The sequence below is a fragment of the Frigoribacterium sp. AP1 genome (assembly GCF_056680555.1).
On the sequence record NZ_CM155288.1, the window covers coordinates 542,892 to 566,817 of the forward strand.

The window sequence follows — 23,926 nt, forward strand, 5'->3', positions numbered from 1 at the left end:
TCGGGGTTGTCGGGTGCACGTGCTCGGTGGCACGGGACCCGCTCACGTGGTGCTCGGGGAGTCGGCCGGTGGGTGGCGTGTCAGCTGCCGGTGGGGCCGTTGCCGAAGACGTAGCCGACACCGGTGCCGAAGACCAGGTCGAGCAAGGAGACGAGGGCCATCATGATGACCACGAACACCAGCACGACGCCGGTGTAGCTCAGCAGCTCTTTGCGGGTCGGGGTGACGACCTTCTTGAGCTCGGCGATCACCTGGCGGATGAACAACGCGATGCGGGCGAAGGGGCTGCGGCGCGTCGCACCGTCGCTCTTCGCCTTCTCGACGACGTCTTCACTGGGGACGTCAACGTCTTTTCTCGCCACTGTTCCGACCTTCCGAGCTCGGCCCGAGGGCCTGTGTCCGTATCTGTGTGTGATCACCGTGTCATGAAGAACACAGCCGGGCTGCAGGGCGGACAGGACTCGAACCTGCAACCTGCGGTTTTGGAGACCGCTGCTCTACCAATTGAGCCACCGCCCTATGGGATCGACGCCGTTCAGATGACCTCTCGGCCGGACCCGGAGGCCCTGCCTCTCGTAGCCGGCTGTTGGTGAACCGGACTGCAGAGGCGCGCTGAAGCTTGGCGCATTCGATCGCCTCGTCAAGTGTAGGCGAAGCGGCGGGCGCGTGCAAAGCCGGGCCGTGCCGCACCCGGCGCCCCTGCCCGGACCGGCCCTGTCCGGCCGGTGGCGCCCCCGCTAGGCTGACCCGCGTGACCCCGACCGTGCGCCGTCTCTCGTCCCGTATCTCGTCGATCGCCGAATCGGCCACGTTGGCCGTCGACGCGAAGGCCAAGTCCCTGCTGGCCCAGGGCCGACCGATCATCAGCTACGGCCCCGGCGAGCCCAACTTCCCCACGCCCGACCACATCGTCGAGGCGGCCGTCGTCGCCGCCCGCGACCCACGCAACCACCGCTACTCGGCGGCGGCCGGCCTGCTCGAGCTGCGCGAGGCGATCGTCGAGAAGACCCTCCGCGACAGCGGCACCACGGTGTCGACGTCGCAGGTGATCGTCACGAACGGCGGCAAGCAGGCCGTCTACCAGGCCTTCCAGGCACTGCTCGACGACGGCGACGAGGCCCTCCTGCCCGCGCCCTACTGGACGACCTACCCCGAGGCGATCGCCTTGGCCGGCGGCGTCACCGTCGAGGTCTTCGCCGGCGCCGACCAGGGCTACAAGGTCACCGTCGACCAGCTCGAGGCCGCCCGCACCGAGCGCACCAAGGTGTTGCTGTTCTGCTCGCCGTCGAACCCGACCGGCGCGGTCTACTCGCCCGACGAGGTCGAGGCGATCGGTCGATGGGCCCTCGAGGCCGGCGTCTGGGTGATCACCGACGAGATCTACCAGAACCTCACCTACGACGGCGTGACGGCCACCTCCATCACCGAGGCCGTGCCCGACCTGGCCGACCGGGCGATCCTCGTCAACGGCGTCGCCAAGACCTACGCCATGACCGGGTGGCGCGTCGGCTGGATGATCGGCCCGACCGACGTGATCAAGGGTGCCGCGAACCTCCAGTCGCACCTCACCTCGAACGTCTCGAACGTGTCGCAGCGCGCGGCCCTGGCGGCGCTCACCGGCCCACAGGACGAGGTCGAGGCCATGCGCGTCGCCTTCGACGCCCGCCGCGGCACGATCGTGCGCGAGCTCAACCGGATCGACGGTGTCGTCACCCCGACTCCCGAGGGCGCCTTCTACGTCTACCCCGACGTGCAGGGCCTGCTCGGTCGCGAGTGGGGCGGAGTGACGCCCACCACGTCGCTCGAGCTGGCCGACCTCATCCTCGAACAGGCCGACGTCGCCACCGTGCCCGGCGAGGCCTTCGGCCCCAGCGGTTACCTCCGCCTGTCGTACGCGCTCGGCGACGACGAGCTGCTCGAGGGCGTCCGTCGCCTCCAGCGCCTGTTCGCCTGACCCCTCCCGCACCACCCCGAGGCCGGGTCCACCGATCGGTGGACCCGGCCTCGACCGGTCGGGCCTGGTGCACGGGGCCGCCACGGCGCACGCTGGAGCCATGACCCCCGATCCCGTCGTGCGAGTGCACGAGCTCACCAAGACCTACGGCACCGCCACCGCCCTGCACGGCCTCTCGTTCGAGGTCGCCGCAGGCGAGACCCTGGGCCTGCTCGGTCCCAACGGTGCCGGCAAGTCGACCACCATCGAGATCCTCGAGGGCTACCGCGACCGGTCCGGCGGCGACGTGTCGGTGCTGGGCGCCGACCCGCAGCACGGCGGTCTCGACTGGAAGGCACGCCTCGGCATCGTGCTGCAGACGTCCGGCGAACAGGGGACGGCCACGGTGCGCGAGCAGATCGCCCACTTCGCGGGCTTCTACCCGAACCCGCGCGACGTCGACGAGGTCATCGCGGCGGTCGGCCTCGAGGCGAAGGCGGGCGCCCGCATCCGGTCGTTGTCGGGTGGGCAGCGGCGCCGCGTCGACGTCGCGCTGGGTGTCGTGGGTGGTCCGGAGCTGCTCTTCCTCGACGAGCCGACCACGGGCTTCGACCCCGAGGCCCGGCGACAGTTCTGGCAGCTGATCCGGTCGCTGTCGGACGACGGCACGAGCATCGTCCTCACCACGCACTACCTCGACGAGGCGGCCCAGCTGAGCGACCGCGTCGCGGTGATCGCCCAGGGTCGGCTCGTCGCCCAGGGGCGACCCGACGAGCTCGGGGACGAGGAGGCGCGCACGCCTCACGTCACCTGGCTCGACGAGCACGGACGGCACGACGTCCGCACCCCCGAACCGGGCGCCCTGGTCGCCGACCTGCACGCCCGCGGAGGCGAACCCCGCTCGCTCGAGGTGATCCGGCCGTCGCTGGAGGACGTGTACCTCGGGCTGGTCGCCACCGCCGAGCGGGCCGCGGACGGGACCCCGGACGCGACCGGCGCCGGGGACGGGCACCGCGCCTCCTCGTCCGGGGTGATCGCGTGAGGACCCTCGCGCTCGGCCTGAGCCGCACCCGGTACGAGGTCCGGGGGTACTTCCGGGCCGGCGACACCGTCTTCTTCACGTTCCTGTTCCCGGTGGTGATGCTCGCGATCTTCTCGACGGCCTTCAGCGCGTCGGGCTCGTTCGGCACCCAGCCGGACGGCTCCGAGGTGGGGGCCGCCGCGTTCTACCTGCCGGGCATGATCGCGGCCGGCATCCTGCTCTCGGGCGTGCAGAACCTCGCCGTCGACATCGCCCTCGAGCGCGGCGACGGCACCCTCAAACGGCTCTCGGGGACTCCCCTGCCGGTCGGGTCGTACTTAGTGGGCAAGTTCGGTCAGGTGCTCGTCACGAGCCTGCTGCAGGTGGCGCTGCTCGTGGTGGTCGCGCGCGTGGCGTTCGGCGTGCCGTTGCCGACCGACGCCGGGTCGTGGCTGACGCTCGCCTGGGTCTACCTGCTCGGCATCGCGACCTCGGCGCTGGTCGGCATCGCCCTCTCTCGCGTGCCCCGCAGCGGCAAGAGCGCCACGGCCGTGATCGTCCCGATCACGCTGGTGCTCCAGTTCATCTCGGGGGTCTACCTGCCGTTCACCCAGCTGCCCGACTGGCTGCAGTCGGTGGCCTCGGTCTTCCCGCTGAAGTGGCTGGCCCAGGGCATGCGCAGCGTGTTCCTGCCCGACACGTTCTCGGCCACCGAGGCCGGCGGCTCGTGGGACCTGCCCGGCGTCGCCCTCTGGCTGGCGGTCTGGCTCGTCGCCGGTGCCGTCGCCTCACTGCTGACCTTCCGCTGGATCAGGAAGGACACGTGACCCGCGGACGGGCACCGATCCCCGCCGACCGGCCTCGGTCCCGACGACCGGCGCCTGCCGCTAGCGTGAGCGGCATGGACGACACCGGCGACCGGGCCGAGACCGGGGCATCCGCCCGGTCGGGCACCGCGATCTCGATGCGCTGGTGGGACGCCGGCCTGGCGGTCACCGTCGTCGTGATGGTCGTGCTCGCCACGACCTCGTCGAGCGGACGGGTGACGGCGTCGTTCGTCGCCGTCGGCGTGCTGACGCTCGTCTGGGTCGTCCTCGCCCGCCCCGTGGTCCGTCGCGACGACGACCTGCTGTCGCCGGCGGCCGTCACGGCGGTGGCCGCCGTCGTGGCCGTGGGGGGCCTCGCCGTCGGAACCACACCCGAGCTCGCGGTCGTGCAGGCCTTCCTCATGCCGCTGATCTGGACGCTGCTGCCCGGCACCCGGGCCGCGATCGTCGCCAACGTCTGCCTGTGCCTCGCCATCTCGGTCGGGTTCGTCGTCAGCCTCGGCTGGTCGGCCGAGGCGCTCGCGACGGCCGCCACCAGCGAGGGCCTCTCGCTGGTGTTCAGCATCGCGCTCGGACTGTGGATCACCACGATCGCCCGCGTCGGGGCCGAGCGCGGCCGCCTGCTCGACGAGCTGCGCGAGGCCCAGGCCGAACTCGCCGCCCGCCACCGCGACGCCGGCACGAGCGCCGAACGCGAGCGGCTGGCCCGCGAGATCCACGACACGATCGCCCAGAGCCTGACCGGGGTCGTCATGCTCGCCCAGCAGACCCGGGGCGCCCTCGCGGCCGGCGACCTGACGACGACCCGCGAACGGCTCGACGTGATCGAGACCGCGGCTCGCGAGGCCCTCACCGAGGCCCGCACCCTCGTCGCCGCGACCGCGTCCGCCGGACCGGCCGGCACCGACGTCGCGGCGGCCCTGCGGCGCCTCGGGCAGCGGTTCGAGCGCGAGAGCGGCATCGACGTGACGGTCGACGCGGACGAGGTCGACCTGCCCCGCGACCTGCAGGTCGTGCTGGTGCGGTGCACCCAGGAGGCGCTGGCCAACGTCCGCAAGCACAGTGCCTCGACCGCCGCGCGGGTCACGCTCACGGCCACGGCCGGGACGGTGGCGCTGGTCGTCGCCGACGACGGCCGTGGGTTCGACCCGACGGTCGCCTCGACCGGTTTCGGCCTGGACGGTCTGCGCGAGCGGCTCCACCTCTCGGGCGGTCGGCTCGACATCTCGTCCGGCGACGACGGCACGATCGTCACCGCGCAGGTGCCCCGGGCGGCGGTGACGACCCCGTGACCGCCACCGGGCCCGCACACGACGGCGCGACGCCAGCCGTCGGCGGGACCTCGCCGACGGAATCGCCCGTCCACCGCACCCTCGTGGCCGACGACCACCCGATCGTGCGGCAGGGCATCGCCGCGCTCCTCGCGACGACGGACGACTTCGTCGTGGTCGGACAGGCGAGCGAGGGCCACGAGGCCGTCGCCCTGGCCGAGTCGCTCGAGCCCGACCTGATCGTGATGGACCTCCGCATGCCGGGCCTCGACGGGGTCGAGGCGACCGAGGCCGTCCTGGCGCGACGCCCGTCGACCCGCGTCGTCGTGCTCACCACCTACGAGTCCGACGACAGCATCCTGCGGGCGATCGAGGTGGGGGCGAGCGGCTACCTGCTCAAGGCCTCACCCGAGGACGAGCTGGTGGCGGGTCTCCGAGCCGTGGCCGCGGGGCAGGTGGCCCTCGCCCCCGCGATGGCGGCCCGACTCGTCGGCCGGGCGCGCACCGGCGGTCAGCCCGCGTCGCGCGTGAGCCCGCTGAGTCCCCGCGAGACCGAGGTGCTCGCCCTCGTGGCCGAGGGGTGTTCGAACCGCGAGATCGGACGTCGGCTCTTCGTCGGCGAGGCGACGGTCAAGACGCACCTGCTGCACGTGTTCGAGAAGCTCGGCGTCAACGACCGGACGCGCGCCGTCACGCTGGCCCTCGAGCTCGGCCACCTGCCGCGCGGCTGACGTCGCGCGTGGCCGACGTGGCGCACGCGACCGCGTCGCACGCGACCGCGTCGCTAGAGCGAGAGGCCGAGGAGGACGGGCTCGGGGTGCAGCAGCACGCCGAACTCGGACTGCACGCGCTGCTGCACGTAGCGGGCGAGCTCGGCGACCTCGTCGCCCGTGGCACCGCCACGGTTGGTCAGGGCGAGGGTGTGCTTGGACGAGACGGCGGCTCGGGAGCCGGGCAGTCGGAAGCCCTTGGCGATGCCGGCGTGCTCGATCAGCCAGGCCGCGCTGAGCTTGACCTCGGCGGGCGCCCGGGGTGCCGGGGCCGCCGGCTCCTCGCCGAGCGGCACGACCCGACGCTCGGGTTCGGGGCCGGTCGGCCACCGCGGTGCGTCGACCGGCAGGGTCGACGCATCGGCCCGCGACACGATCGGGTTCGTGAAGAACGAGCCGCTGGACGCGGTGTCCCGGTCGTCGGGGTCGAGCACCATGCCCTTGGCGGCCCGCAGGGCCAGCACGCTCGACCGCACGTCGGCCACCGAGACCCGGGCCCCGAGTTCGACGCCGAGGGCCTTCGCGAGCTGCGGGTACGCGACCTGCTCGCTCGCGCCTCCGTGGTCCGTCAGGGCGAACTCGACCGCCGTGACGACGCCCCGGCGGCCCTGCTTGAACACGCTCGTGCGATAGCCGAGGTCGAGGTTGGCCGCGGGGACGCGGACGAACTCACCGGAGTCGTCGTCGAGGAAGTCGACGGCCACGAGCGTCGAGGCGACCTCTTGGCCGTAGGCGCCGATGTTCTGGATCGGCGAGGCGCCCGTCGAGCCGGGGATGCCGCTCAGCGCCTCGAGCCCCGACCAGCCCTGCTCGACCGTGTACGCGACGAGGTCGTCCCAGGGCTCGCCGGCGGCGACGCGCAGGTGGACGCGGTCGTCGTCGGACTCGACGCGCTCGACACCGCGCGTGGCCACACGGACGACCGTGCCGTCGAACGGCTCGTCGGAGGCGACCGTGTTCGACCCGCCGCCCAGGACGAACCAGGGGTCGTCGCCGAGCGACGCCTCGCGGACGGCCGCCAGCAGTTCGTCGGTCGTCGTCGCCTCGACGAGGCGGGCGGGCTCGCCACCCACCTGCATCGTCGTGAGCTCGGCGAAGGTCGTCACGCCAGCGTCACCACGACCTGGGCCTTGCCCAGCACCGTCTGGCCGCCGGAGGTGACGGTCAGGTCGATGCGCGCCGTGCCGGCCTCGTCGTCGAGCTTGCCCACCTTCGCGACGACGACGATCTCGGCCCCGGCGGTCGGGTCGACCACGACGGGACGCGTGAAGCGCACCTGGTAGTCCGACACCCAGCCGAGCACGCCGCCGTCGTCGCCCGCGCCCTCGAGCCAGTCGACGACCGGCTGCACGGCGGTGCCCATCGTGAGCATGCCATGGGCCAGGACGCCGGGCAGACCGACCTCGGCCGCCACGTCGTCGCGGTAGTGGATCGGGTTGAAGTCGCCCGACGCCCCGGCGTACCGGACCAGCGAGTCACGCGTCAGGGGGTAGGTCTTCTCGGCCACGACCTGGCCGACCTCGAGGGCGCTCATGCGGCGGCCTCGTCGTCGGCGCGGACGACGAGCGTCGACACGGCGGTGACCACGTGTCGCCCCTCGACGTCGCGCATGTCGGAGGACGCCGTGACCATCGCGTTGCCGCCCAGCGTCTTGACGCTCGTGACGGTCAGGGTCGCCGTGAGCTCGTCGCCCGCGACGATGGGACGCGAGAGCGAGAAGCGCTGCTCGCCGTGGACGACGCGGGAGAAGTCGATGCCGGCGTCGGGTTCGGCGAGCAACTGGGCGAGGGTGGCCTCTTGCACGACGACGGCGAAGGTCGGCGGGGCGACGAGGTCGCCGTGGCCGGCCGCGCGGGCCGCCTCGACGTCGAGCGACAGGGGGCTCGTCGAGCCGGTGGCACGGGCGAACTCGCGCACCTTCTCGCGGCCCACGAGGTAGGGCGGGGCCGGCGGGAAGACCCGCCCTTGCAGATCAGGGTTCACGGACACGCGGTCGAGTCTAACCAGCGGGGTACGACGCCCGGCCCGGTGTCGGGGGCACGGCGTACGGTCACGGCATGAGCGACGCGAACATCGACCCCGACATCACTCCCGTCGACCCGGCAGCGGCCGAGTCCGACGAGGCGACGACCACCGACACGACGAGCACCGAGCAGACCGACCAGGCCGCCACGGCCCGCGAAGAGAACTCGAACCCCGCACACGGCGAGACCCTCGGCGGAGCCCGCCCCGACGCCGGCAGCACCGCCTCGAAAGACCCCGACGACTGGGTCACCGGCGACGAGCCCATCACCGGCCCGCAGAAGAGCTACCTCGACACCCTCGCCCGCGAGGCCGGCGAAGAGCTGCCCGCCGACATGACCAAGGCCGAGGCCAGCGAGCACATCGACCGCCTCCAGCAGAAGACCGGCCGGGGGGCCTGACGCCCCACCATCCGACGAGGCCCGGGCCGTTCCACGAAAGACGGTCCCGGGCCTCTTCCGATCCTGGCCGCGCAGTCGTACACTCCAGTCACGTCTGGGATGGTAACTCGACGTGGGCACCCTCCTCTGGCGCGTGCCGGTACTGATCCACCTGCACCTCGAGCGCCGAGGGTGCGACGGGGTGCATCCGAGTCCTCCCCCGACTCGGGTGCACCTCTTCTCGTCGTCGGACCTGCCACCCGGGTCCGACCACGGTCGTCCGGGTCCGGGTCCGGGTCCGGGTCCGAGTCCGGGGCCGACCGGCTCCGCCCGTCTAGGGTGAGCGGATGACCTCCCCCGAGCCTCCGGTCTCCGCCGCCGGCTCCCGCTCCGGACGCCGCGACGGACCGGCCTCGTGGACCACCGCCCTGCTGGGGTCGACGCACCCCGGGCCGACGCTCGTGGTGACCCTCCTCGCGGTCGTGCTGGGCGCCTCCTCGGGGCTGCCCCTCGGTCGGCTCGTGGTGCTCGCCCTCGCGGTGCTGCTCGGCCAGGCCTCGATCGGCTTCGCCAACGACTGGCTCGACGCCGGACGCGACCGCGCCGTGGGGCGCACCGACAAGCCGGTCGCCCAGGGCCGCGTGAGCGTGTCGGCCGTCCGCACCGCCGCGGTGGTCTGCGGAGTCCTGATGCTCGTGCCGTCGTACGCGTTGGGGCCGGCCGCCGGCACGGCGCACCTGGTGCTCGTGGCCTCGGGGTGGGCGTACGACCTCGGGCTCAAGCGCACACCGGTCTCGGTGGTGCCGTTCGTCGTCAGCTTCGGCCTGCTGCCCGCCGTCGCCACCCTCGCCGCGGTCCCGCCGTCGCCGTCCGCCGCCTGGGCCGTGGCCGTCGGAGCGGTGTTCGGCGTCGCGATCCACTTCACCAACGTGCTGCCCGATCTGGACGACGACGCGCGCACCGGCATCGCGGGGCTGCCGCACCGCCTCGGACGCACGGTGTCGGGGATCACCGCGTTCGCGGCCCTGGCCGTCGCGGCCGTCCTGCTGCTCTCGGGCCAGCTGACCGGCAGCTCGTCGACGCCGAGCCTCACGGCTGCGGTGATCGGCACCGTCGTGACCCTCGTCATCGCCGTCGTCGGCGTGCGCCTCGTGCTCGCGGGACGCGTCGACCGGACCCTCTTCCGGCTGATCATGGTCGCGGCCGTTCTGCTCGTGGTGCAGCTCGCCCTCAGCGGCGGCACGATCGTCGCCTGAGACCCACGCGCCGCGGCGGGCCCGGCAGGGGCCGGGGTGGGCGGGGGTGGGCGGGAGCCGGAGCGGGCCGGGCAGGGCCCGGACGCGTCAGGCCCAGCGCATCGCGTAGACCGACGCGAGCACGTGTCGGCTCGGGGCCCGCAGCACGGCCCCGAGCACCAGGTCGCGGGCCCGCGCCGTGCCCCCGCCGACGGGTCGACCGAGGGCGGTGTTCCACTCGGCCTGACGGGCGGCGCGGACGGCGGCGCGGGCGCGGCCGGCCTCGAAGCGGGCGAACGTCGTCGGGTCGAGCACCCGGCCGCCCCTCCGCTTGACCGCCGCGGCGATCACGGTCTCGAGCGCGTGACCGTCGAGCCAGCCGAGGTTCATGCCCTGGCCGCCGATGGGGCTGATCTCGTGGGCGGCGTCACCGATCAGCACGACGCGGCCGACGACCGTCCGGGTGGCCAGCCGTCGTCGGACGCCGAACGCGCTGCTCATGGTCGAGGTCGCCGGGTCGACGGGCGACCCGGTGCGATCCGACACGAGGCGCGCGACGTCGTCCGCGGTCACCGGGGCGGACGGCCCGTGCGCCGACCCGGCGTGGACCACGAACCGTCGCCTCCCCGCGGGCAACGGGAACGACTCGACCACCCCGGTGCGCTCGAGGTGGATCACCGCGTCGGGGCCGTGGCCGGTCGTGTCGGCGAAATCGCCCATGACGTAGCGGTCGAGCAGGTCCCGGTCCCTGGTGTCGACGCCCAGGGCAGCGCGGACGGCGCTGCGCGTGCCGTCGGCCCCGACGACGAACCGGGCGGCGACGACCACCGGACCCTCGTCGTCGACTCCCCGGACGACGACGTCCTCGTCGCGTTGCTCGAGCCCGACGAACCGCACACCCCGGCGCAGGGCGTCGTCCCGCCGCGCGGCGAGCCCCGTCCGCAGCACGGCCTCGGTGCGGTCCTGCGGCACGGCGGCGACGAACGCCCACCGGGACGACGCCCGGTCGAACGGCACGACGCCCACCGTCCGGGTGCCGCTGCGGGCGATCCCCTTGCGGATGCGGACGGCGTCGGCGAGCAGGTCGTCCGCGAGGCCGAGCCGGTCGAACAGGTCGATCGAGGGCGGATGCACGCCGAGGGCGCGAGAGTGCGCCGGGTCGTCGACCCGCGCCTCCCAGACGACGGCGTCGAGGCCGCGATCCGCCAGTGCGACGGCGAGCATCACCCCGACGGGTCCGCCACCGACGATCAGGACGTCATGCGTCCGCACGGTCGGCACCTCCGGGGACGTCGGCGTCGTTCTCGCGGACGAGCAGCAGACGGAAGGGCCACTGCCGGACGACGTGCCAGCCGCGGGGAGCCACGTCGACCAACTCGCCCGGGGTGAAGCTGCGCCGGATCGACAACAGTCCGTCGACGTGGACGAACGATCGTGTCCGCCACGGCCAGGTCGCGGCCCGGTAGGCGAGGTACGCCCCGCGGGCCCGCTCGATGTCGGCGTGCAGCACGAGGCGGGTGGCCAGCCGGGAGCTGTCGTCGAGCACGGCCGCCCGGGCCTCGTCGTCGAGGTGGTGCAGCACGTGGTTCGACACGACCACGTCGAAGGTCTCGCCCGCCGCGACGAGCTCGGTGCTCGACGCCCGCCGGAACTCGACACCGGCCGGCACGGGGCGCGACACCGCGAAGGCGTGGGCCCGGTCGTCGGGGTCGACGGCCACGACCTCGAGCGCCAAGCCGTCGCGGCGGGCCCAGCCGGCCAGGGCACGGGCCAGGTCGCCGCCGCCGGACCCGAGGTCGAGCAGCCGTGTGACCTTCTCGGCGGACAGCACCGGGCGCAGGCGGCGGAGGTACACCCCACGCCACCCCGCGACGAGACCGTTCACGACGGGGAAGGCCCGGTAGGTGGCGTTCAGCAGCCCGAGGTCGCAGCCCGGGTCGTCCATGAGCTCGACGAGGTCGACGCCCCGTCGCGACAGGTCGGGCCACCAGGGCGGCCGCACCGCGATCGACGGAGCCGAGGAGGTGCGGGTCGCGCTCACGAGACCGCGCGTCGCGTCATCAGCGCGGTCTCGACGGTCAGCCCGGGGCCGAACGCCATCGCACCCACACGTTGCGACGGGGCGGCGGGGCCGGCCAGCAGTTCGGCGAGGATGAAGAGGACGGTCGCGCTGGACATGTTGCCGTAGTCGCGCAGGACGTCGCGCGAAGGGGCCAGGTGGGCGTCCGTCAACCCGAGCTGCTGCTGCACCCGGTCGAGGATGCTGCGCCCGCCCGGATGGACGGCCCAGAGGTCGACGTCGCCGACGCCGACACCGCCGGCCTCGAAGAGCGGTGCCAGGGCCGAGTCGATGTGCAGCTCGATGATCTGCGGCACGTAGCTGCTGAGCACCATGTCGAAGCCCAGGTCGCCGATGGTCCACGCCATGTCGGTCTCGCCGACCGGGGTGAGCACCGTCTCGAGCACGTCGAGGTCGAGCACGACGGAGCCCGACGGCGCCGGACGGGCGGTCACCACCGCGGCGGCGGCACCGTCGGCGAACACCGACGAGGCGACGATCGAGTCGGGGTCGTCGGAACTGCGCAGGTGCAGCGTGCAGAGTTCGGCGCAGACGACGAGCACGACCGCCTCCGGGTCGGCGAGGCAGAAGTCCCGTGCCGCGGCGAGGGCCGGGAAGGCGCCGTAGCAGCCCATGAAGCCCAGGTGGTGGCGACGCGTCGACGGCGACAGCCCGAGTCCCCGCACGAGCAGGTAGTCGGGCCCGGGGGCGAAGAAGCCGGTGCACGAGACGCTGATCACGTGCGTGACGCCGTCGGGACCGAGGTCGGGCGCCCCCGCGAGGGCGGCACGAGCGGCGTCGAGGAAGAGCTCGGGCGACCGGTCCACGTAGACCTGGTTGCGCGCGCCGGTGCCGGGTCGGAGGATCTCGTTCGACGCGGCGTCGTAGAACGTCGGCTCGCCCTCGCGCGGCTGCCGGTCGAGCTCGTCGACGACGGTGTGCCGGGTCTCGATGGCCGAGGCGCCGAACGCGGCGCCGACGATGCGCTGCCCGAGGCGGCCGAGGCCGGGCTGGGTGGCGAAGATCTCGCGGACGTCGTCTTGTCGGATGACGGTCGGGGGCACCGCGGTGCCGATGCTGCGGATGCTCACGGCCATGCCTCATCGTAGGCCCGGCGCCTGGGCGTGGCGCACCGGCCTCGCCCCTGGCGGACCAGGGCCGATCGGCGGGTCGCGACGACCGGCACGCATCGACGGGCCCCGATCGACGGGCACCGACGACGAAGGCCCGAACTCGTGAGAGATCCGGGCCTGCGGTAGCGAGGGCGGGACTTGAACCCGCGACACCACGATTATGAGCCGTGTGCTCTAACCAACTGAGCTACCCCGCCGCAAGCTGCGGGCCCTGCCGGCATCACACCGGGACGGGACCGAGACAGCCAGAGCCCCGAGTCAGGATTGAACTGACGACCCCTTCCTTACCATGGAAGTGCTCTACCACTGAGCTATCGGGGCGTGACCACCAGGCGAGCGACCCAGGCCGCTGCCGATTGGCACCAGACAAGGGTAGCAGAGCGAACGGGGTGCTGACGCCACGTGCCGACCCGGCCCGGCGAAGCGTGTCCGGGGCAGGATCGACGGGTGCACAGCCTCGAACTCCTGCTCGACCCGACCTCCGACGAGGCCGTCCGTGACGAATGGAGCGTGTTGTCCGCGGCGGGTCTGCCGTCGCAGGGCGACCACGCGGGGACGTCGAACGCGCCCCACGTCACCCTGGTGGCACGACCCGGCCTCGACCCGGCAGCCGACCCGCGCCTCCTGCCCCTGTCGGCGGCGCTGCCGCTGCCGGCCGAGCTCGGCGGGCTGCTGCTCTTCGGCGCTCCTCCACGCGGGCTCGTGCTGGTGCGGCCGGTGGTCGTGACCGGCGAGCTGCTGGACCTCCACGCGCGCGTGCACGAGAGCCTGGGAGGCGCGGGGGACGTCCCGCACACCACCCCCGGTCGGTGGACCCCCCACGTCACGCTCGCGTCGCGCCTGACTCCCGACCAGGTGGCCCGGGCCGTCGACGCCCTCGCCGACGCCGACGCCCCGTCGACCCGGCCGGTCGTGCTGTCGCAGCTGAGACGCTGGGACCCGAGCACGGGGACGGTCGTGCCGCTGGGGCCCGCCCCCGAGGGCGCGGGCGTGTCGGACGTCGCCGGCCGCTGAGGCCGTGGGCCGGACGAGCGTCAGTCGAGCGGACGCGAGACGGCCTCGAGCGACGCCAGATCGCCCTCGGTCAGCTCGACCCGGGCGGCGTCGAGCAGGCCCTCGAGCTGTCGGGGGGTGCGGGCGCTGCCGAGGGCGCCGATGACGTTGTCGCGTGACGCCAGCCAGGCCACGGCCACGGCGCCCGGTTGGACGTCGAGCCGCTCGGCGATCTCGACGACGACCTCGAGGGTGCCCTGGTTCTGCGGGGTGATGTAGCTGAGGGCCCGGCTGCCCCGAGGGGAGTCCCCGCGACCGGCCTCGTGCCGGTACTTGCCCGTCAGGAACCCGCTCGCCAGGGACGAATGCGGCAGCACGGCGAGGTCGTAGTGGTCGACGATCGCCGCGACGTCGCTCTCGTACTCGGCGCGACGCACCAGGTTGTACGCGACCTGGACCAACCGGAACGGGTGCAGTCCGTCGCGGTCGGCGATCGCGAGGGCCTGACGGAGGCGCGCTCCGGTGTAGTTGGACGCCCCGGCGCAGAGGATCTTGCCCTCGTCGACGAGCTCGCTGAGCGCGCCCACGGTCTCGTCGAGCGGCGTCTCGTCGTCGTCGAAGTGCGTGAAGTAGAAGTCGACGTGGTCGGTGCGCAGACGGCGCAGCGACGCCTCGACCGCCGCGCGGATGCTGGCGCGTGAGAGGCCGGGGGCGTCGGGGTGCTGCCCGCACTTGGTGCTCAGCACGACCCGGTCGCGGTTGCCCGGTCGGGCGAGCCAGCGACCGATGATCGCCTCGGACTCGCCCCCGGAGTTGCCCGGCAGCCACGCCGAGTAGACGTCGGCCGTGTCGACGACGCGACCGCCGTCGTCGGCGAAGAGGTCGAGCACCTCGAGGGCGGTGGGGGCGCCGACCGTCCAACCGAAGACGTTGGTCCCGAGCGCGAGCGGGAACGGCCGGGTGCCGGCGGGCAGGTCGGCCGTCACGAGGTCGGTCGCAGGGTTCAGGATCGTGCCAATCGTGTCGCGGGTGCTCGTGCCCGGGAGCTCGCGCCCCGGGTGCTCTGACCACGACCGTAGCCGATGCCGCGTCGGGGGCCTGCCGTATCGTGGCCGCATGTCCACACGAGAACCGGCCGAGACCGACACGCTGACCCCGACCGCCCCGCTCGAGGGCACCGCGACGACCGCCGACCAGGGCCACGAATGGTGGCGCACCGCCGTCATCTACCAGGTCTACCCGCGGTCGTTCGCCGACGGCGACGGCGACGGCGTCGGAGACCTCCCCGGCATCACGTCGCGCCTCGACGCCCTCGGCGAGCTCGGCGTCGACGCGGTCTGGCTGTCGCCGTTCTACACCTCGCCGCAGCGCGACGCGGGCTACGACGTGGCCGACTACCGTGACGTCGACCCGCTGTTCGGCACCCTCGACGACTTCGACGCCCTCCGCGCCCGGGCCACCGAGCTGGGCCTGCGCGTGATCGTCGACGTCGTGCCGAACCACACCTCGAGCGACCACGCGTGGTTCCGCGAGGCCCTCGCCTCGGCTCCGGGTTCGGCCGCCCGCGGCCGCTACCTGTTCCGTGACGGTCGCGGCCCCGACGGCGACCTTCCGCCGAACAACTGGCAGTCGATCTTCGGCGGCCCGGCCTGGTCCCGCGTGACCGAGGCCGACGGCCGACCGGGTCAGTGGTACCTGCACCTGTTCGACTCGTCGCAACCCGACCTCGACTGGACGAACCGCCGCGTGCGCGACGAGTTCGTCGACGTGCTGCGTTTCTGGCTCGACCGCGGCGTCGACGGATTCCGGGTCGACGTCGCACACGGCATGGTCAAGGCCGAGGGCCTGCCCGACTACACGCCTCCCGCCGACTCCGGCAGCATGGGCGGCGGTCAGGGCGACTCCGCTCCCCCGCCGTACTGGGGCCAGGAGGGCGTGCACGAGATCTACCGCGAGTGGCACACGGTCCTCGCCGAGTACCCGGGCGACCGGGTGCTCGTCGCCGAGGCCTGGGTCGAACCGCTCTCGCGTCTCGCCGACTGGGTGCGCCCCGACGAGATGCACCAGGCCTTCAACTTCGCCTACCTCGAGACCGGATGGTCGGCCCCGGCCGTCCGTGAGGTCGTCGACGCGTCGATCCAGACGTTCTCGAGCGTCGGGGCCCCGAGCACCTGGGTGCTGAGCAACCACGACGTCGTCCGGCACGCCAGCCGGCTCGCCCTCACGGCCGAGAACCCGCAGGGGTACGGCATCGGACCGAAGAGCGAGGGGCTTCCCGTCCCCGAGCTCGGGCTGGCCAGGGCCCGAGCCGCGTCGGCGCTCATGCTGGCCCTCCCCGGCAGCGCCTACGTCTACCAGGGTGAAGAACTCGGCCTGCCCGAGGCGATCGACCTGCCCGACGACTCCCGACAGGACCCCACGTGGTTCCGCACGGACGGGGAGCGCTACGGCCGGGACGGCTGCCGCGTGCCGCTGCCCTGGTCCGCGACCGAGCCGGCCTTCGGCTTCAACGCGACCGGCGCCTCCTGGTTGCCCCAGCCCGCCGACTGGTCGACGTACGCCCGCGACGAGCAGCGGGGCGTGGCCGGCTCGACGCTCGAGCTCTACACGCGGGCACTGCGCCTCCGGGCCGACCACGAGCTCGGTGCGGGCACCCTGACCTGGCTCGACGGCTTCGGGCCCGACGTGGTCGCGTTCCGCAGCCAGGGCGTCACCGTCGTGACCAACATGGGCGACGTCCCCGTCGAGTTGCCCGTGGCCGAGGTGCTGCTGGCCACCATGGTCGTCGACGGGCCGGCCCTGCCGCCCAATGCGACGGTCTGGCTCGCGACCACGTCGTAGGCACGCGACAACCGAAGAGCCCCACCTGGCACCAGGTGGGGCTCTTCTCGTGCTCACCGCGGTCGCGGGGGCGCGGGGGTCAGTTCGTGTTGGCCTGGAGCCAGGGATACGGGTCGACGGGCACGCCGCCGATCACGATCTCGAAGTGCAGGTGGGCCCCGGTGCTGTTGCCCGTGCTGCCGACCTTGCCGATGATGGTGCCGACCGTGACGGTCTCGCCCTCGCGGACCTCGACCGAACCGGTCTGCATGTGCGCGTAGACGCTGGTGACCTTCTGGCCGTTGACGACGTGGTCGATCCACACGTTGTTGCCCAGGGCACCGGAGGGACCGTCGACCTTGCTGACGACGCCGTCGGCGATCGACTGGATCGGCGAGCCGGCACCGGGGACGAAGTCGAGACCCTGGTGGAATGTCGAGCAGAAGCCGCAGTTGGCGACCTGACGGGCACCGAAACCGCTGCTGATCGGCACACCTGTCTGGAACGGCCACTGCACCGTGCCGTTGACGTCGTTGGAGAACGTGCTGGCACTCGTCGAGGCGTACTCGGAGACGGCCTTCATCTCGGTGACCGAGTAGCCGTCCCGCGAGATGCCGGCCGTACCGTCTGCCGAGGGCGCTGCTGCCGTGTAGCTCTGCGAGTCGGCGGCCTTCTTGGCGGCCGTCTGCGTGGGGGTGTCGACGAAGAAGGCGTTGGCGGGCACCGAGGTGGCCACGAGCATCGACCCGGCGAAGAGCATCGCTCCGACGACGGTGACCCGCTTGGTGTTGCGACGGAACGTCGCCCCGGCCGTGCGGGGTGCGCGGACGGGTGCCTCGCGGCGAGCGGCGGGGCGCTGTGTGCGGGCCGCCTTGGTGCGTCCGGCGGCAGCAGGACGGGTGCCGGACTCGGCGGCGAGCCGCGCGGCACGCCTCGGCGAGACGGGCTCGGTCGCCGCTGTCGGGGCCGTCGGCGTCGGGGCCTCGGCCACGTGCTCGACGACGGCGGCCGGAGGAGTCGGCGCGGCAGGGACCTCCGCCGCTGCGGCGCTCGTCGTCACGGCGACCTGGGCGGCGCGGCGCTCGGCCTCGCGGGCTTCACGACGGGTGAGGTAGACGGGGGCGTCGGCCACGGCGGGGACGGTCGGAGCGACGCTCAGCGAACCGGTGCCCGTGAGGTCGTCGGTGGCGCGACGCGACGGGGTTCCGTCGCCGTCGGGCTCGGCGATCTGCTGGTACTTCGTCACGTGTGATGGGTCCTCGGGGTGATCGGGATCGGACGGTGGGTGCACCGTCGTCTTCACGGCCGTCACTGGTGATCGTGGCACGGTCTCGATGCGGACCTTCGGAGGAGGCCGCCGAGGAGTGCATCACGCGATGATCACGGATCAGTAACGACCTCACCAGGGTAGCCGGTCGGTGAACGAATGGCTACCCGTGTTCGGGTGTCAATGTGGATATGTACAGTTGAAACACAGTATGACAACGTGCGACGACGTGTGCGCGACGAGGGTGTTCCCCGTCAGATGCCGGCCTCGACGACGAGGGTGGCGAGGTCGCGGGCGATGCTGGGGGCCGCCACGAAGGTCAGCGATTCGCTGGGGGCCTCGCCGACCTCTCCGCGGACGACGGCGCCTGCCTCAGCGGCCACGAGCGCACCCGCCGCGTGATCCCAGGGCTTGAGCCCTCGCTCGACGTAGGCGTCGACACGCCCCGCCGCGACGGCGCAGAGGTCGAGCGAGGCCGCCCCCAGGCGCCTCAGGTCACGGACGCGCCCGACCATCCGGACCAACGCCTCCGCGTGCTCGACACGGCGGGCGGCGTCGTAGGAGAACCCGGTCGCCAGGAGGGACAGCTCGAGGGACGCCGGTGCGGCGACCCCGAGACGATGCCCGTCCAACCACGCACCGCCGCCGGCCGACGCCGTGAAGGTCTCGCCCGACGTCGGGTTGGCGACGACCGCCGCGAGGGCGCGCCAGGTGAGCGGATCGGGGCCGCCCTCGACCACGGCGATGCTCACGGCCCACTGCGGGATGCCGTAGAGGAAGTTGACGGTGCCGTCGATGGGGTCGACGACCCAGGTGAGACCCGTGGTCGAATCGTCGGCTTCGCCCTCTTCACCGAAGAAGCCGTCGCCGGGACGCAGCTCGGCCAGACGACCCCGGACGAATGCCTCGACCTCCCGGTCGGTGTGCGTCACGACGTCGACGGCACTGCTCTTGGTCTCGGCGACCTCGACCCCCTCGGATCGACGGCGGGCTGCCAGTTCGGCGGCCTCGTGCGCGACGACGGCGGCGATCTCGAGCAACTCGGCGGGGGTCGGGGTGATGGACACGGGTCCTCCTGGGGGTGAGGCGCCCGGTAACGCAAGAACGGACTCGACGAGCGAGTCCGTTCTTGTGGGGCAACCGTGGCAAGTGAGGGATTCGAACCCCCGAAGGCTACGCCGGCTGATTTACAGTCAGATCCCTTTGGCCGCTTGGGTAACTTGCCATGCACGCCCAGCCCGTGTGATCACCGACCGGAGGCGCCAGACAAATATACAGCCTCCCGAGCCCCCTCACGACCACTCCCCCGTCACGCCCCGCTCCGCCCCGGCCCACTGTGCAAATCGCGACAACATGCCGCCGACACGCCGATGCCCGGTGGTGCGACGAGCCGTTCGGCGACTGGATGGTCGGGTTCGGCACCCCGTGAGCGGCTCGGGAGGTCGGGATCGGCCCGCATCCACCTGCGGGCGCGCAGACGCCGTCGTTCGTCTCCCCCACAGCAGTCTCGACCTGCTCGTCATCCACATCCCCCGGCGCCCGGCCTTCCGGCGGCGCCGTCACGACCAAGCTGCTCACATGACCCCCCTTGTCGCGGCCACCGTACGGCGCCTGGGCTCCCTGGCCCACCGGCGGGAACTGCTCGCGACCGGGCTGACCCGACGCCAGGTGGAGTCGTCGTGGCGCGCCGGCGAGATCCTTCGCATCCGGCACGGGCTGTACGGGCTCGTCGACCTCCCGGTCGGCGTCATCCGGGCGGCACGGGTAGGAGGCGCGTTGGCGGGAGCCTCGTCTCTCGCGCATCGAGGCGCCTGGGTTCCCCCGAGCCCGCGCCTGGTCGTCTCCGTTCCGCACAACGCCCGCGATCTCCGGGACCCGGACGACGCCGGGGAACGACTCGACCCGGACCGGGACGACGTGCTCGTCCTGCGAGACCTGTCGCGGTTCGATCGCCGCGCGGAACGACTGATGGCCTCGCCGAGCCGGGCGGCGGCCCAGGTCCTGCTCCACGAGCCACCGGAGCATGCCGCAGCCATCGTCGACTCCGCCCTCAGGCTGTCGCCGATGCAGCGACCCGACCTCGACGAGGTCTCACGCCTCCTGGCGACGCGACGCTCGGCCCAGGGGCTCGTCACCATGATCGATCCCCGAGCCGAGTCCGGGACCGAATCGATCGCGCGCCTCCTTCTCGCTCGTGACGGCATCCGGGCCGAGCCGCAGGTGTGGGTCGACGACCACACGCGCGTCGACCTGCTGATCGACGGCTGGCTCGTGCTCGAGTGCGTGAGCAAGGAACACCATTCCTCGCCGAGTGTCTACAACCGCGACCGTGAACGGATCGTGCACATCACCGGCCTCGGCTTCGTCGTCCTCGAGGTCACGTACCCGCAGGTGCTCTTCGACTGGCCCTCTGTTCGCCAGGCCGTCCGCATGACCCTCGGGCGTTAGCCGGGGCGGCATCTCTCACGTCGGCCGGCCCGCATCTCCCGTCGGTGGCGCGCCGGGCGCAGCAGCGTCGAGACACCCCTGCGGGCCGAACCCGACCTCGCCCGCTCACCGGGGCGGACCGAACCCGACAATCACTGGCCTCGCGCCGCGTCGCACCACGTTCTGTCGGCGTGTCCCGACGGAGTTGTCGCGATTTGCACACGTGGGTCAGGGGCGGAGCGGGGCGGTCACTGGACGGCGGAGGTGAGGCGGGCGACGTTGTCGAGGACCTTCGAGCGGAAGGGGCGCGCGAGCCACTCGTCGAGGAACAGTTCGCGGCTCGAGTCGCGGTACGTCTGCTCGACCTCACGCAACCGGTCGACGAACTCGCGTCCGCGCACCATGACCGAGATCTCGAGGTTGAGGCTGAAGGACCGCATGTCCATGTTGCTCGAGCCGATGACGGCGACCTCGTCGTCGATCGAGAAGTGCTTGGCGTGCAACACCGTCGGCGAGCGGTAGAGGAAGATGCGGACCCCCGACCGCAGCAGGGCCTCGTAGTAGGAGCGCTGCGCGTGGTACACCACCGGCTGGTCGCCGATCTCGCTGACGAAGAGCTGCACCTCGAGCCCCCGCTGGGCTGCCGTCGTGACGGCGTAGAGCATCGACTCGTCGGGCACGAAGTAGGGACTCGTGATGATGATGCGTTCCTGCGCGCTGTAGAGCAGCGAGTTGAACAGCCGCAGGTTGTTCTCGCCGTCGAAACCCGGCCCGCTCGGCACCACCTGGCAGTCGATCGTCTCGAGCCGGTCGGCCGTGTGCACGGGGTCGGTCTCGCGGAGGAGCAGCTCGTCGGTCTCGCTGTACCAGTCGGTGACGAACAGGGCGTTGATGCCCGCGACGATGGGGCCCTCGAATCGGACCATGAAGTCCTTCCACTCGAGGCCGCGTCGCTTGTTCTTGCGTTTCTGGTAGCTCTTGTCGACCATGTTCTGCGAGCCCGTGAAGGCCACGCGGCCGTCGATGACGAGCAGCTTGCGGTGGTTGCGCAGATCGGGCCGCTGGTACTTGCCCCGCAACGGCAGCACGGGCAGCATGAGCTGCCACTGCACGCCCATCGCGTCCAGCCGTCGTCGCGCCTTGCGGTAACCCGGGTACCCCCGACTGGCGATGTGGTCCATCAGCACTCGGACCGTGACGCCCCGTCGACGGGCGTTCTCGAGCGCGAGGAAGAACGGCTCCGTCGTGCGGTCGAGGCTCGTGATGTAGAACTCGGCGTGGACGTAGCGGTGGGCCTCGTCGATCGCCTCGACCATGGCCGCCATGGACTCGTCGTAGTCGGTGTGCATCTCGCCGGTGTTGCCGCCGACCAGGGGCATGGCACCGAGCGTGCGGTTGAGTTCGACCACCGAGTCGAGCCAGGCCGGCCACGGGTGGTCGCGCTTGACGCGCTCCATGCCCTCGGTCGTCTCGATGATGTACTTGTTGATCTCGCTCTGCTTCTCACGACGCCGCGCGGGCAACTTGGTGCTGCCGATCAACAGGAAGAGGACGAACCCGACGTACGGGATCAGGAAGATCGCGAGCAACCAGGCGGTGGCCGTCTGCGGCCGCCGGTTGATCGGCACGTAGACGATCGCGAACACCCGGATCGCGATGTCGAGCACGATGCCCAGCACGGCGATCGTCGGCGCCACCCAGGCGGGTTCGACCATGGACGGGACCTCGGAGCCGTGTGCCGCGGGTGACTAGCGGAAGTTGACGAACTGCAGGTCGACGTCGAGGTCGGCCTTCTTCAACAGCGCCATGGTGGCCTGGAGGTCATCACGACTCTTGGACTGCACGCGCAGCTCGTCGCCCTGGATCTGGCTCTTCACGCTCTTGGGGGCCTCGTCGCGGATGATCTTGCCGATCTTCTTCGCCGCGTCCTGCTCGATGCCCTGCTTGAGGGACGCCTCGATGCGGTACTCCTTGCCGCTGGCGAAGGGCTCACCGACGTCGAGGTGCTTGAGGCTGATGCTGCGCTTGATGAACTTCGACTCGAGCACGTCGAGCACGGCCTTGACGCGCTCTTCGGTGGCGGCCTTCAGCAGCAGTTTCTCGCCGCTCCAGTCGACCGAGGCGCCGACGCCCTTGAAGTCGTACCGCTGCTCGATCTCTTTCTGGGCCTGGTGGAGGGCGTTGTCGGCCTCCATCTTGTCGACCTTGCTGACCACGTCGAAGGAACTGTCTGCCATGGGGACCACCTTACCGACGACCACCGAGGTCGGTGACGACCGCGCGCCTCCTCGGTTCCCCCGTCGAGGGGAGCCGAGGAGGCGCGGTGCGGGCGACCGGGGAGGTCAGGCCGGCGTGGACTCCGCTTCGACGGCGCGCGAGACGCGCACCATCTCGTCACGCTCGACGACCTTGACCCGGGCACGCTCGTGCTCGTGCGAACCGCCGAGAGCGATCTCGTGCTCGTCGAGCCGGTGCCAGCCCTCGAGGTCGGTGTACTCGACGCCTCGCTGCTCGAGCAGGGCCGGGATGGCCTCGTCGGACGGGTCGACCGGTTGCCACCAGCTGGCCTGGTCGTTGATGAGGTGCTTGACGGTCTCCATCGCGTCGGACTTCGTGTGACCGATAAGGCCGACGGGGCCGCGCTTGATCCACCCGGTGGCGTAGACGCCGGGGACGATCTGGTTGTCGTCGTCCATCACCTGGCCCTCGTGGTTCGGGATCACGCCGCGGCGCTCGTCGAAGGGGATGCCGTCGAGGGGCGAGCCGAAGTAGCCGACCGCGCGGTAGACGGCCTGGATCGGCACGTCGCGGAGCTCGCCGGTGCCCTCGACGCCGCCCTGGCCGTCGGGCCGGGTGCGCTCGTACCGGAAAGCCGCGACACGACCGTCGGCGTCGCCGACGACCTCGACGGGCTTGGCGTAGAAGTGCAGGTGCAGGCGACGCGACGCCGTGCCGACCTCGCGCTGCCGCCACTGGTTCAGCACCTTGTCGATGACGAAGACCTGCTTGTTGGTCGCGATGGCCGTCTTCGACGCCTCGTCGTGGTCGAAGTCCTCGTCGTAGACGATCATGTCGACGTCGCGCACCTCGCCGAGCTCGCGCAGCTCGAGCGGCGTGAACTTGACCTGTGCGGGGCCCCGGCGACCGAAGACGTGCACGTCGGTGATCGACGACTGCTTGAGACCCGCGTAGACGTTGTCGGGGATCTCGGTGGGCAGCAGGTCGTCGGCGTGCTTCGCCAGGATGCGCGACACGTCGAGGGCGACGTTGCCGACGCCGACGACGGCGACCGACGTCGCGTCGAGCGGCCAGGTGCGGGGGAAGTCGGGGTGACCGTCGAACCAGCTGACGAAGTCGGCAGCGCCGTAGCTGCCCTCGAGGTCGATGCCGGGGATGTCGAGGTCGGCGTCCTTGATGGCACCGGTCGAGAAGATGACGGCGTTGTAGTGCTTGCGCAGGTCGTCGAGCCCGATGTCGACGCCGTAGCGGACGTTGCCGAAGACCCGGATGTCACCGCTGTCGAGGACGTCGCGCAGGGCGTTGACGATGCCCTTGATGCGGGGGTGGTCGGGAGCCACGCCGTAGCGCACGAGACCGTAGGGGGCCGGCAGCTGCTCGAAGAGGTCGATCGAGACGTCGAAGGCCTTCTCGGCCTTCGCGAGGATGTCGGCGGCGTAGATGCCGGCCGGTCCGGCGCCGACGATGGCCAGTCGCAAGGTGGTCACGGGTTCTCCCTAGATCTGGGGTGGCTCGGCGGGGCCGGCCGGT

At 72.0% G+C, this 23,926-nt stretch carries 22 protein-coding genes, 4 tRNA genes and 1 pseudogene; 10 read left to right on the forward strand and 17 right to left on the reverse strand.

Features of this window, described 5'->3' with window-relative positions; all coding sequences use genetic code 11:
- Positions 1-80: 80 nt before the first annotated feature.
- On the reverse strand, positions 81-362 hold the full coding sequence (gene secE / locus AC1MBW_RS02535; protein ID WP_043592949.1) for a preprotein translocase subunit SecE: 282 nt from the start codon (positions 360-362) through the stop codon (positions 81-83).
- 84 nt (positions 363-446) lie between these two features.
- Positions 447-519: transfer RNA gene (locus tag AC1MBW_RS02540), tRNA-Trp, on the reverse strand.
- A 232-nt stretch (positions 520-751) separates the two neighbouring features.
- On the opposite strand from AC1MBW_RS02540, the gene AC1MBW_RS02545 reads away from it, so the two are divergent.
- The 5 genes from AC1MBW_RS02545 (at position 752) to AC1MBW_RS02565 (ending at position 5,783) form a co-directional block, all read left to right on the forward strand.
- Positions 752-1,954, forward strand: a complete 1,203-nt coding sequence (locus AC1MBW_RS02545; RefSeq protein WP_480025327.1) for a pyridoxal phosphate-dependent aminotransferase — start codon at positions 752-754, stop codon at positions 1,952-1,954.
- A gap of 100 nt (positions 1,955-2,054) precedes the next feature.
- Entirely contained in the window at positions 2,055-2,975 is a 921-nt protein-coding gene (locus tag AC1MBW_RS02550) for an ABC transporter ATP-binding protein (protein ID WP_480025328.1), read from the forward strand.
- Positions 2,972-3,781: an ABC transporter permease gene (locus AC1MBW_RS02555; RefSeq protein ID WP_480025329.1), complete on the forward strand. Its 810-nt coding sequence runs from the start codon at positions 2,972-2,974 to the stop codon at positions 3,779-3,781. Before AC1MBW_RS02550 ends, AC1MBW_RS02555 begins: the two co-directional genes overlap by 4 nt.
- Positions 3,782-3,855: 74 nt before the next feature.
- On the forward strand, positions 3,856-5,073 hold the full coding sequence (locus tag AC1MBW_RS02560) for a sensor histidine kinase (RefSeq protein ID WP_480025330.1): 1,218 nt from the start codon (positions 3,856-3,858) through the stop codon (positions 5,071-5,073).
- On the forward strand, positions 5,070-5,783 hold the full coding sequence (locus AC1MBW_RS02565) for a response regulator (protein ID WP_480025331.1): 714 nt from the start codon (positions 5,070-5,072) through the stop codon (positions 5,781-5,783). Before AC1MBW_RS02560 ends, AC1MBW_RS02565 begins: the two co-directional genes overlap by 4 nt.
- 53 nt (positions 5,784-5,836) lie before the next feature.
- Here the strand turns inward: AC1MBW_RS02565 and AC1MBW_RS02570 are convergent, their stop codons facing one another.
- From AC1MBW_RS02570 to AC1MBW_RS02580, 3 genes are read right to left on the reverse strand one after another with little or no spacing between them, the layout of a single operon-like run.
- The gene (locus AC1MBW_RS02570; protein WP_480025332.1) at positions 5,837-6,928 is read right to left on the reverse strand and encodes a UDP-N-acetylmuramate dehydrogenase; all 1,092 of its coding nucleotides are present in this window, start codon (positions 6,926-6,928) and stop codon (positions 5,837-5,839) included.
- Positions 6,925-7,356, reverse strand: coding sequence for a MaoC family dehydratase (locus AC1MBW_RS02575; protein WP_054146364.1), 432 nt, complete (start codon positions 7,354-7,356; stop codon positions 6,925-6,927). Before AC1MBW_RS02575 ends, AC1MBW_RS02570 begins: the two co-directional genes overlap by 4 nt.
- On the reverse strand, positions 7,353-7,811 hold the full coding sequence (locus tag AC1MBW_RS02580; protein ID WP_043592955.1) for an FAS1-like dehydratase domain-containing protein: 459 nt from the start codon (positions 7,809-7,811) through the stop codon (positions 7,353-7,355). Before AC1MBW_RS02580 ends, AC1MBW_RS02575 begins: the two co-directional genes overlap by 4 nt.
- A 218-nt stretch (positions 7,812-8,029) precedes the next feature.
- Between AC1MBW_RS02580 and AC1MBW_RS02585 the strand changes: the two are divergent.
- A pseudogene (locus AC1MBW_RS02585) lies at positions 8,030-8,245 on the forward strand (DUF3072 domain-containing protein); the annotation flags it as partial.
- Between the two features lie 326 nt (positions 8,246-8,571).
- Entirely contained in the window at positions 8,572-9,480 is a 909-nt protein-coding gene (locus AC1MBW_RS02590; protein ID WP_480025333.1) for a UbiA family prenyltransferase, read from the forward strand.
- 87 nt (positions 9,481-9,567) lie between these two features.
- Here AC1MBW_RS02590 and AC1MBW_RS02595 read toward each other — a convergent pair whose 3' ends face one another.
- From AC1MBW_RS02595 to AC1MBW_RS02615, 5 genes are all read right to left on the reverse strand, one after another.
- Positions 9,568-10,731 carry an FAD-dependent oxidoreductase gene (locus tag AC1MBW_RS02595; protein ID WP_480025334.1) on the reverse strand — a complete coding sequence of 388 codons (1,164 nt, stop codon included), beginning with the start codon at positions 10,729-10,731 and terminating at the stop codon, positions 9,568-9,570.
- Positions 10,718-11,500: a class I SAM-dependent methyltransferase gene (locus tag AC1MBW_RS02600; protein ID WP_480025335.1), complete on the reverse strand. Its 783-nt coding sequence runs from the start codon at positions 11,498-11,500 to the stop codon at positions 10,718-10,720. The genes AC1MBW_RS02595 and AC1MBW_RS02600 overlap by 14 nt, the downstream gene beginning before the upstream one ends.
- Positions 11,497-12,615, reverse strand: coding sequence for a type III polyketide synthase (locus AC1MBW_RS02605; protein ID WP_480025336.1), 1,119 nt, complete (start codon positions 12,613-12,615; stop codon positions 11,497-11,499). Before AC1MBW_RS02605 ends, AC1MBW_RS02600 begins: the two co-directional genes overlap by 4 nt.
- A 159-nt stretch (positions 12,616-12,774) precedes the next feature.
- Positions 12,775-12,848, reverse strand: a tRNA-Met gene (locus AC1MBW_RS02610).
- Positions 12,849-12,900: 52 nt separating this feature from the next.
- Positions 12,901-12,972: transfer RNA gene (locus AC1MBW_RS02615), tRNA-Thr, on the reverse strand.
- Positions 12,973-13,098: 126 nt separating this feature from the next.
- On the opposite strand from AC1MBW_RS02615, the gene AC1MBW_RS02620 reads away from it, so the two are divergent.
- On the forward strand, positions 13,099-13,665 hold the full coding sequence (locus tag AC1MBW_RS02620) for a 2'-5' RNA ligase family protein (RefSeq protein WP_480025337.1): 567 nt from the start codon (positions 13,099-13,101) through the stop codon (positions 13,663-13,665).
- Between the two features lie 20 nt (positions 13,666-13,685).
- Here the strand turns inward: AC1MBW_RS02620 and AC1MBW_RS02625 are convergent, their stop codons facing one another.
- Complete coding sequence (locus tag AC1MBW_RS02625) at positions 13,686-14,630, reverse strand: aldo/keto reductase (RefSeq protein ID WP_200908351.1); 945 nt, start codon at positions 14,628-14,630, stop codon at positions 13,686-13,688.
- 130 nt (positions 14,631-14,760) lie between these two features.
- Here AC1MBW_RS02625 and AC1MBW_RS02630 point away from each other — a divergent pair, with 130 nt between their 5' ends.
- Complete coding sequence (locus AC1MBW_RS02630; RefSeq protein ID WP_480025338.1) at positions 14,761-16,485, forward strand: glycoside hydrolase family 13 protein; 1,725 nt, start codon at positions 14,761-14,763, stop codon at positions 16,483-16,485.
- A 79-nt stretch (positions 16,486-16,564) separates the two neighbouring features.
- Here AC1MBW_RS02630 and AC1MBW_RS02635 read toward each other — a convergent pair whose 3' ends face one another.
- The 3 genes from AC1MBW_RS02635 to AC1MBW_RS02645 form a co-directional block, all read right to left on the reverse strand.
- Positions 16,565-17,710, reverse strand: a complete 1,146-nt coding sequence (locus tag AC1MBW_RS02635) for a M23 family metallopeptidase (RefSeq protein WP_152970252.1) — start codon at positions 17,708-17,710, stop codon at positions 16,565-16,567.
- A 275-nt stretch (positions 17,711-17,985) separates the two neighbouring features.
- Entirely contained in the window at positions 17,986-18,798 is an 813-nt protein-coding gene (locus tag AC1MBW_RS02640) for an inositol monophosphatase family protein (protein WP_480025339.1), read from the reverse strand.
- Between the two features lie 76 nt (positions 18,799-18,874).
- Positions 18,875-18,956: transfer RNA gene (locus AC1MBW_RS02645), tRNA-Tyr, on the reverse strand.
- A 353-nt stretch (positions 18,957-19,309) separates the two neighbouring features.
- Between AC1MBW_RS02645 and AC1MBW_RS02650 the strand changes: the two genes are divergently transcribed.
- Entirely contained in the window at positions 19,310-20,179 is an 870-nt protein-coding gene (locus AC1MBW_RS02650; protein WP_480025340.1) for an endonuclease domain-containing protein, read from the forward strand.
- A gap of 227 nt (positions 20,180-20,406) precedes the next feature.
- On the opposite strand, the gene cls is transcribed toward AC1MBW_RS02650, so the two are convergent.
- The 3 genes from cls to AC1MBW_RS02665 form a co-directional block, all read right to left on the reverse strand.
- Positions 20,407-21,873 carry a cardiolipin synthase gene (cls, locus tag AC1MBW_RS02655; protein ID WP_480025341.1) on the reverse strand — a complete coding sequence of 489 codons (1,467 nt, stop codon included), beginning with the start codon at positions 21,871-21,873 and terminating at the stop codon, positions 20,407-20,409.
- A 33-nt stretch (positions 21,874-21,906) separates the two neighbouring features.
- Positions 21,907-22,395, reverse strand: a complete 489-nt coding sequence (locus AC1MBW_RS02660; RefSeq protein WP_043592964.1) for a YajQ family cyclic di-GMP-binding protein — start codon at positions 22,393-22,395, stop codon at positions 21,907-21,909.
- 105 nt (positions 22,396-22,500) lie between these two features.
- Positions 22,501-23,883, reverse strand: coding sequence for an FAD-dependent oxidoreductase (locus AC1MBW_RS02665; RefSeq protein ID WP_054146356.1), 1,383 nt, complete (start codon positions 23,881-23,883; stop codon positions 22,501-22,503).
- Positions 23,884-23,926: the final 43 nt, after the last annotated feature.

What these genes read in the sequence shown, in the direction of transcription:
- cls (WP_480025341.1), bottom strand. Translation starts at nt 21,873, where the DNA reads ATGGTCGAACCCGCCTGGGTGGCGCCGACGATCGCCGTGCTGGGCATC.
- AC1MBW_RS02605 (WP_480025336.1), bottom strand. Translation starts at nt 12,615, where the DNA reads ATGGCCGTGAGCATCCGCAGCATCGGCACCGCGGTGCCCCCGACCGTC.
- AC1MBW_RS02630 (WP_480025338.1), top strand. Translation starts at nt 14,761, where the DNA reads ATGTCCACACGAGAACCGGCCGAGACCGACACGCTGACCCCGACCGCC.
- AC1MBW_RS02575 (WP_054146364.1), bottom strand. Translation starts at nt 7,356, where the DNA reads ATGAGCGCCCTCGAGGTCGGCCAGGTCGTGGCCGAGAAGACCTACCCC.
- AC1MBW_RS02660 (WP_043592964.1), bottom strand. Translation starts at nt 22,395, where the DNA reads ATGGCAGACAGTTCCTTCGACGTGGTCAGCAAGGTCGACAAGATGGAG.
- AC1MBW_RS02650 (WP_480025340.1), top strand. Translation starts at nt 19,310, where the DNA reads ATGACCCCCCTTGTCGCGGCCACCGTACGGCGCCTGGGCTCCCTGGCC.
- AC1MBW_RS02590 (WP_480025333.1), top strand. Translation starts at nt 8,572, where the DNA reads ATGACCTCCCCCGAGCCTCCGGTCTCCGCCGCCGGCTCCCGCTCCGGA.
- AC1MBW_RS02560 (WP_480025330.1), top strand. Translation starts at nt 3,856, where the DNA reads ATGGACGACACCGGCGACCGGGCCGAGACCGGGGCATCCGCCCGGTCG.
- AC1MBW_RS02550 (WP_480025328.1), top strand. Translation starts at nt 2,055, where the DNA reads ATGACCCCCGATCCCGTCGTGCGAGTGCACGAGCTCACCAAGACCTAC.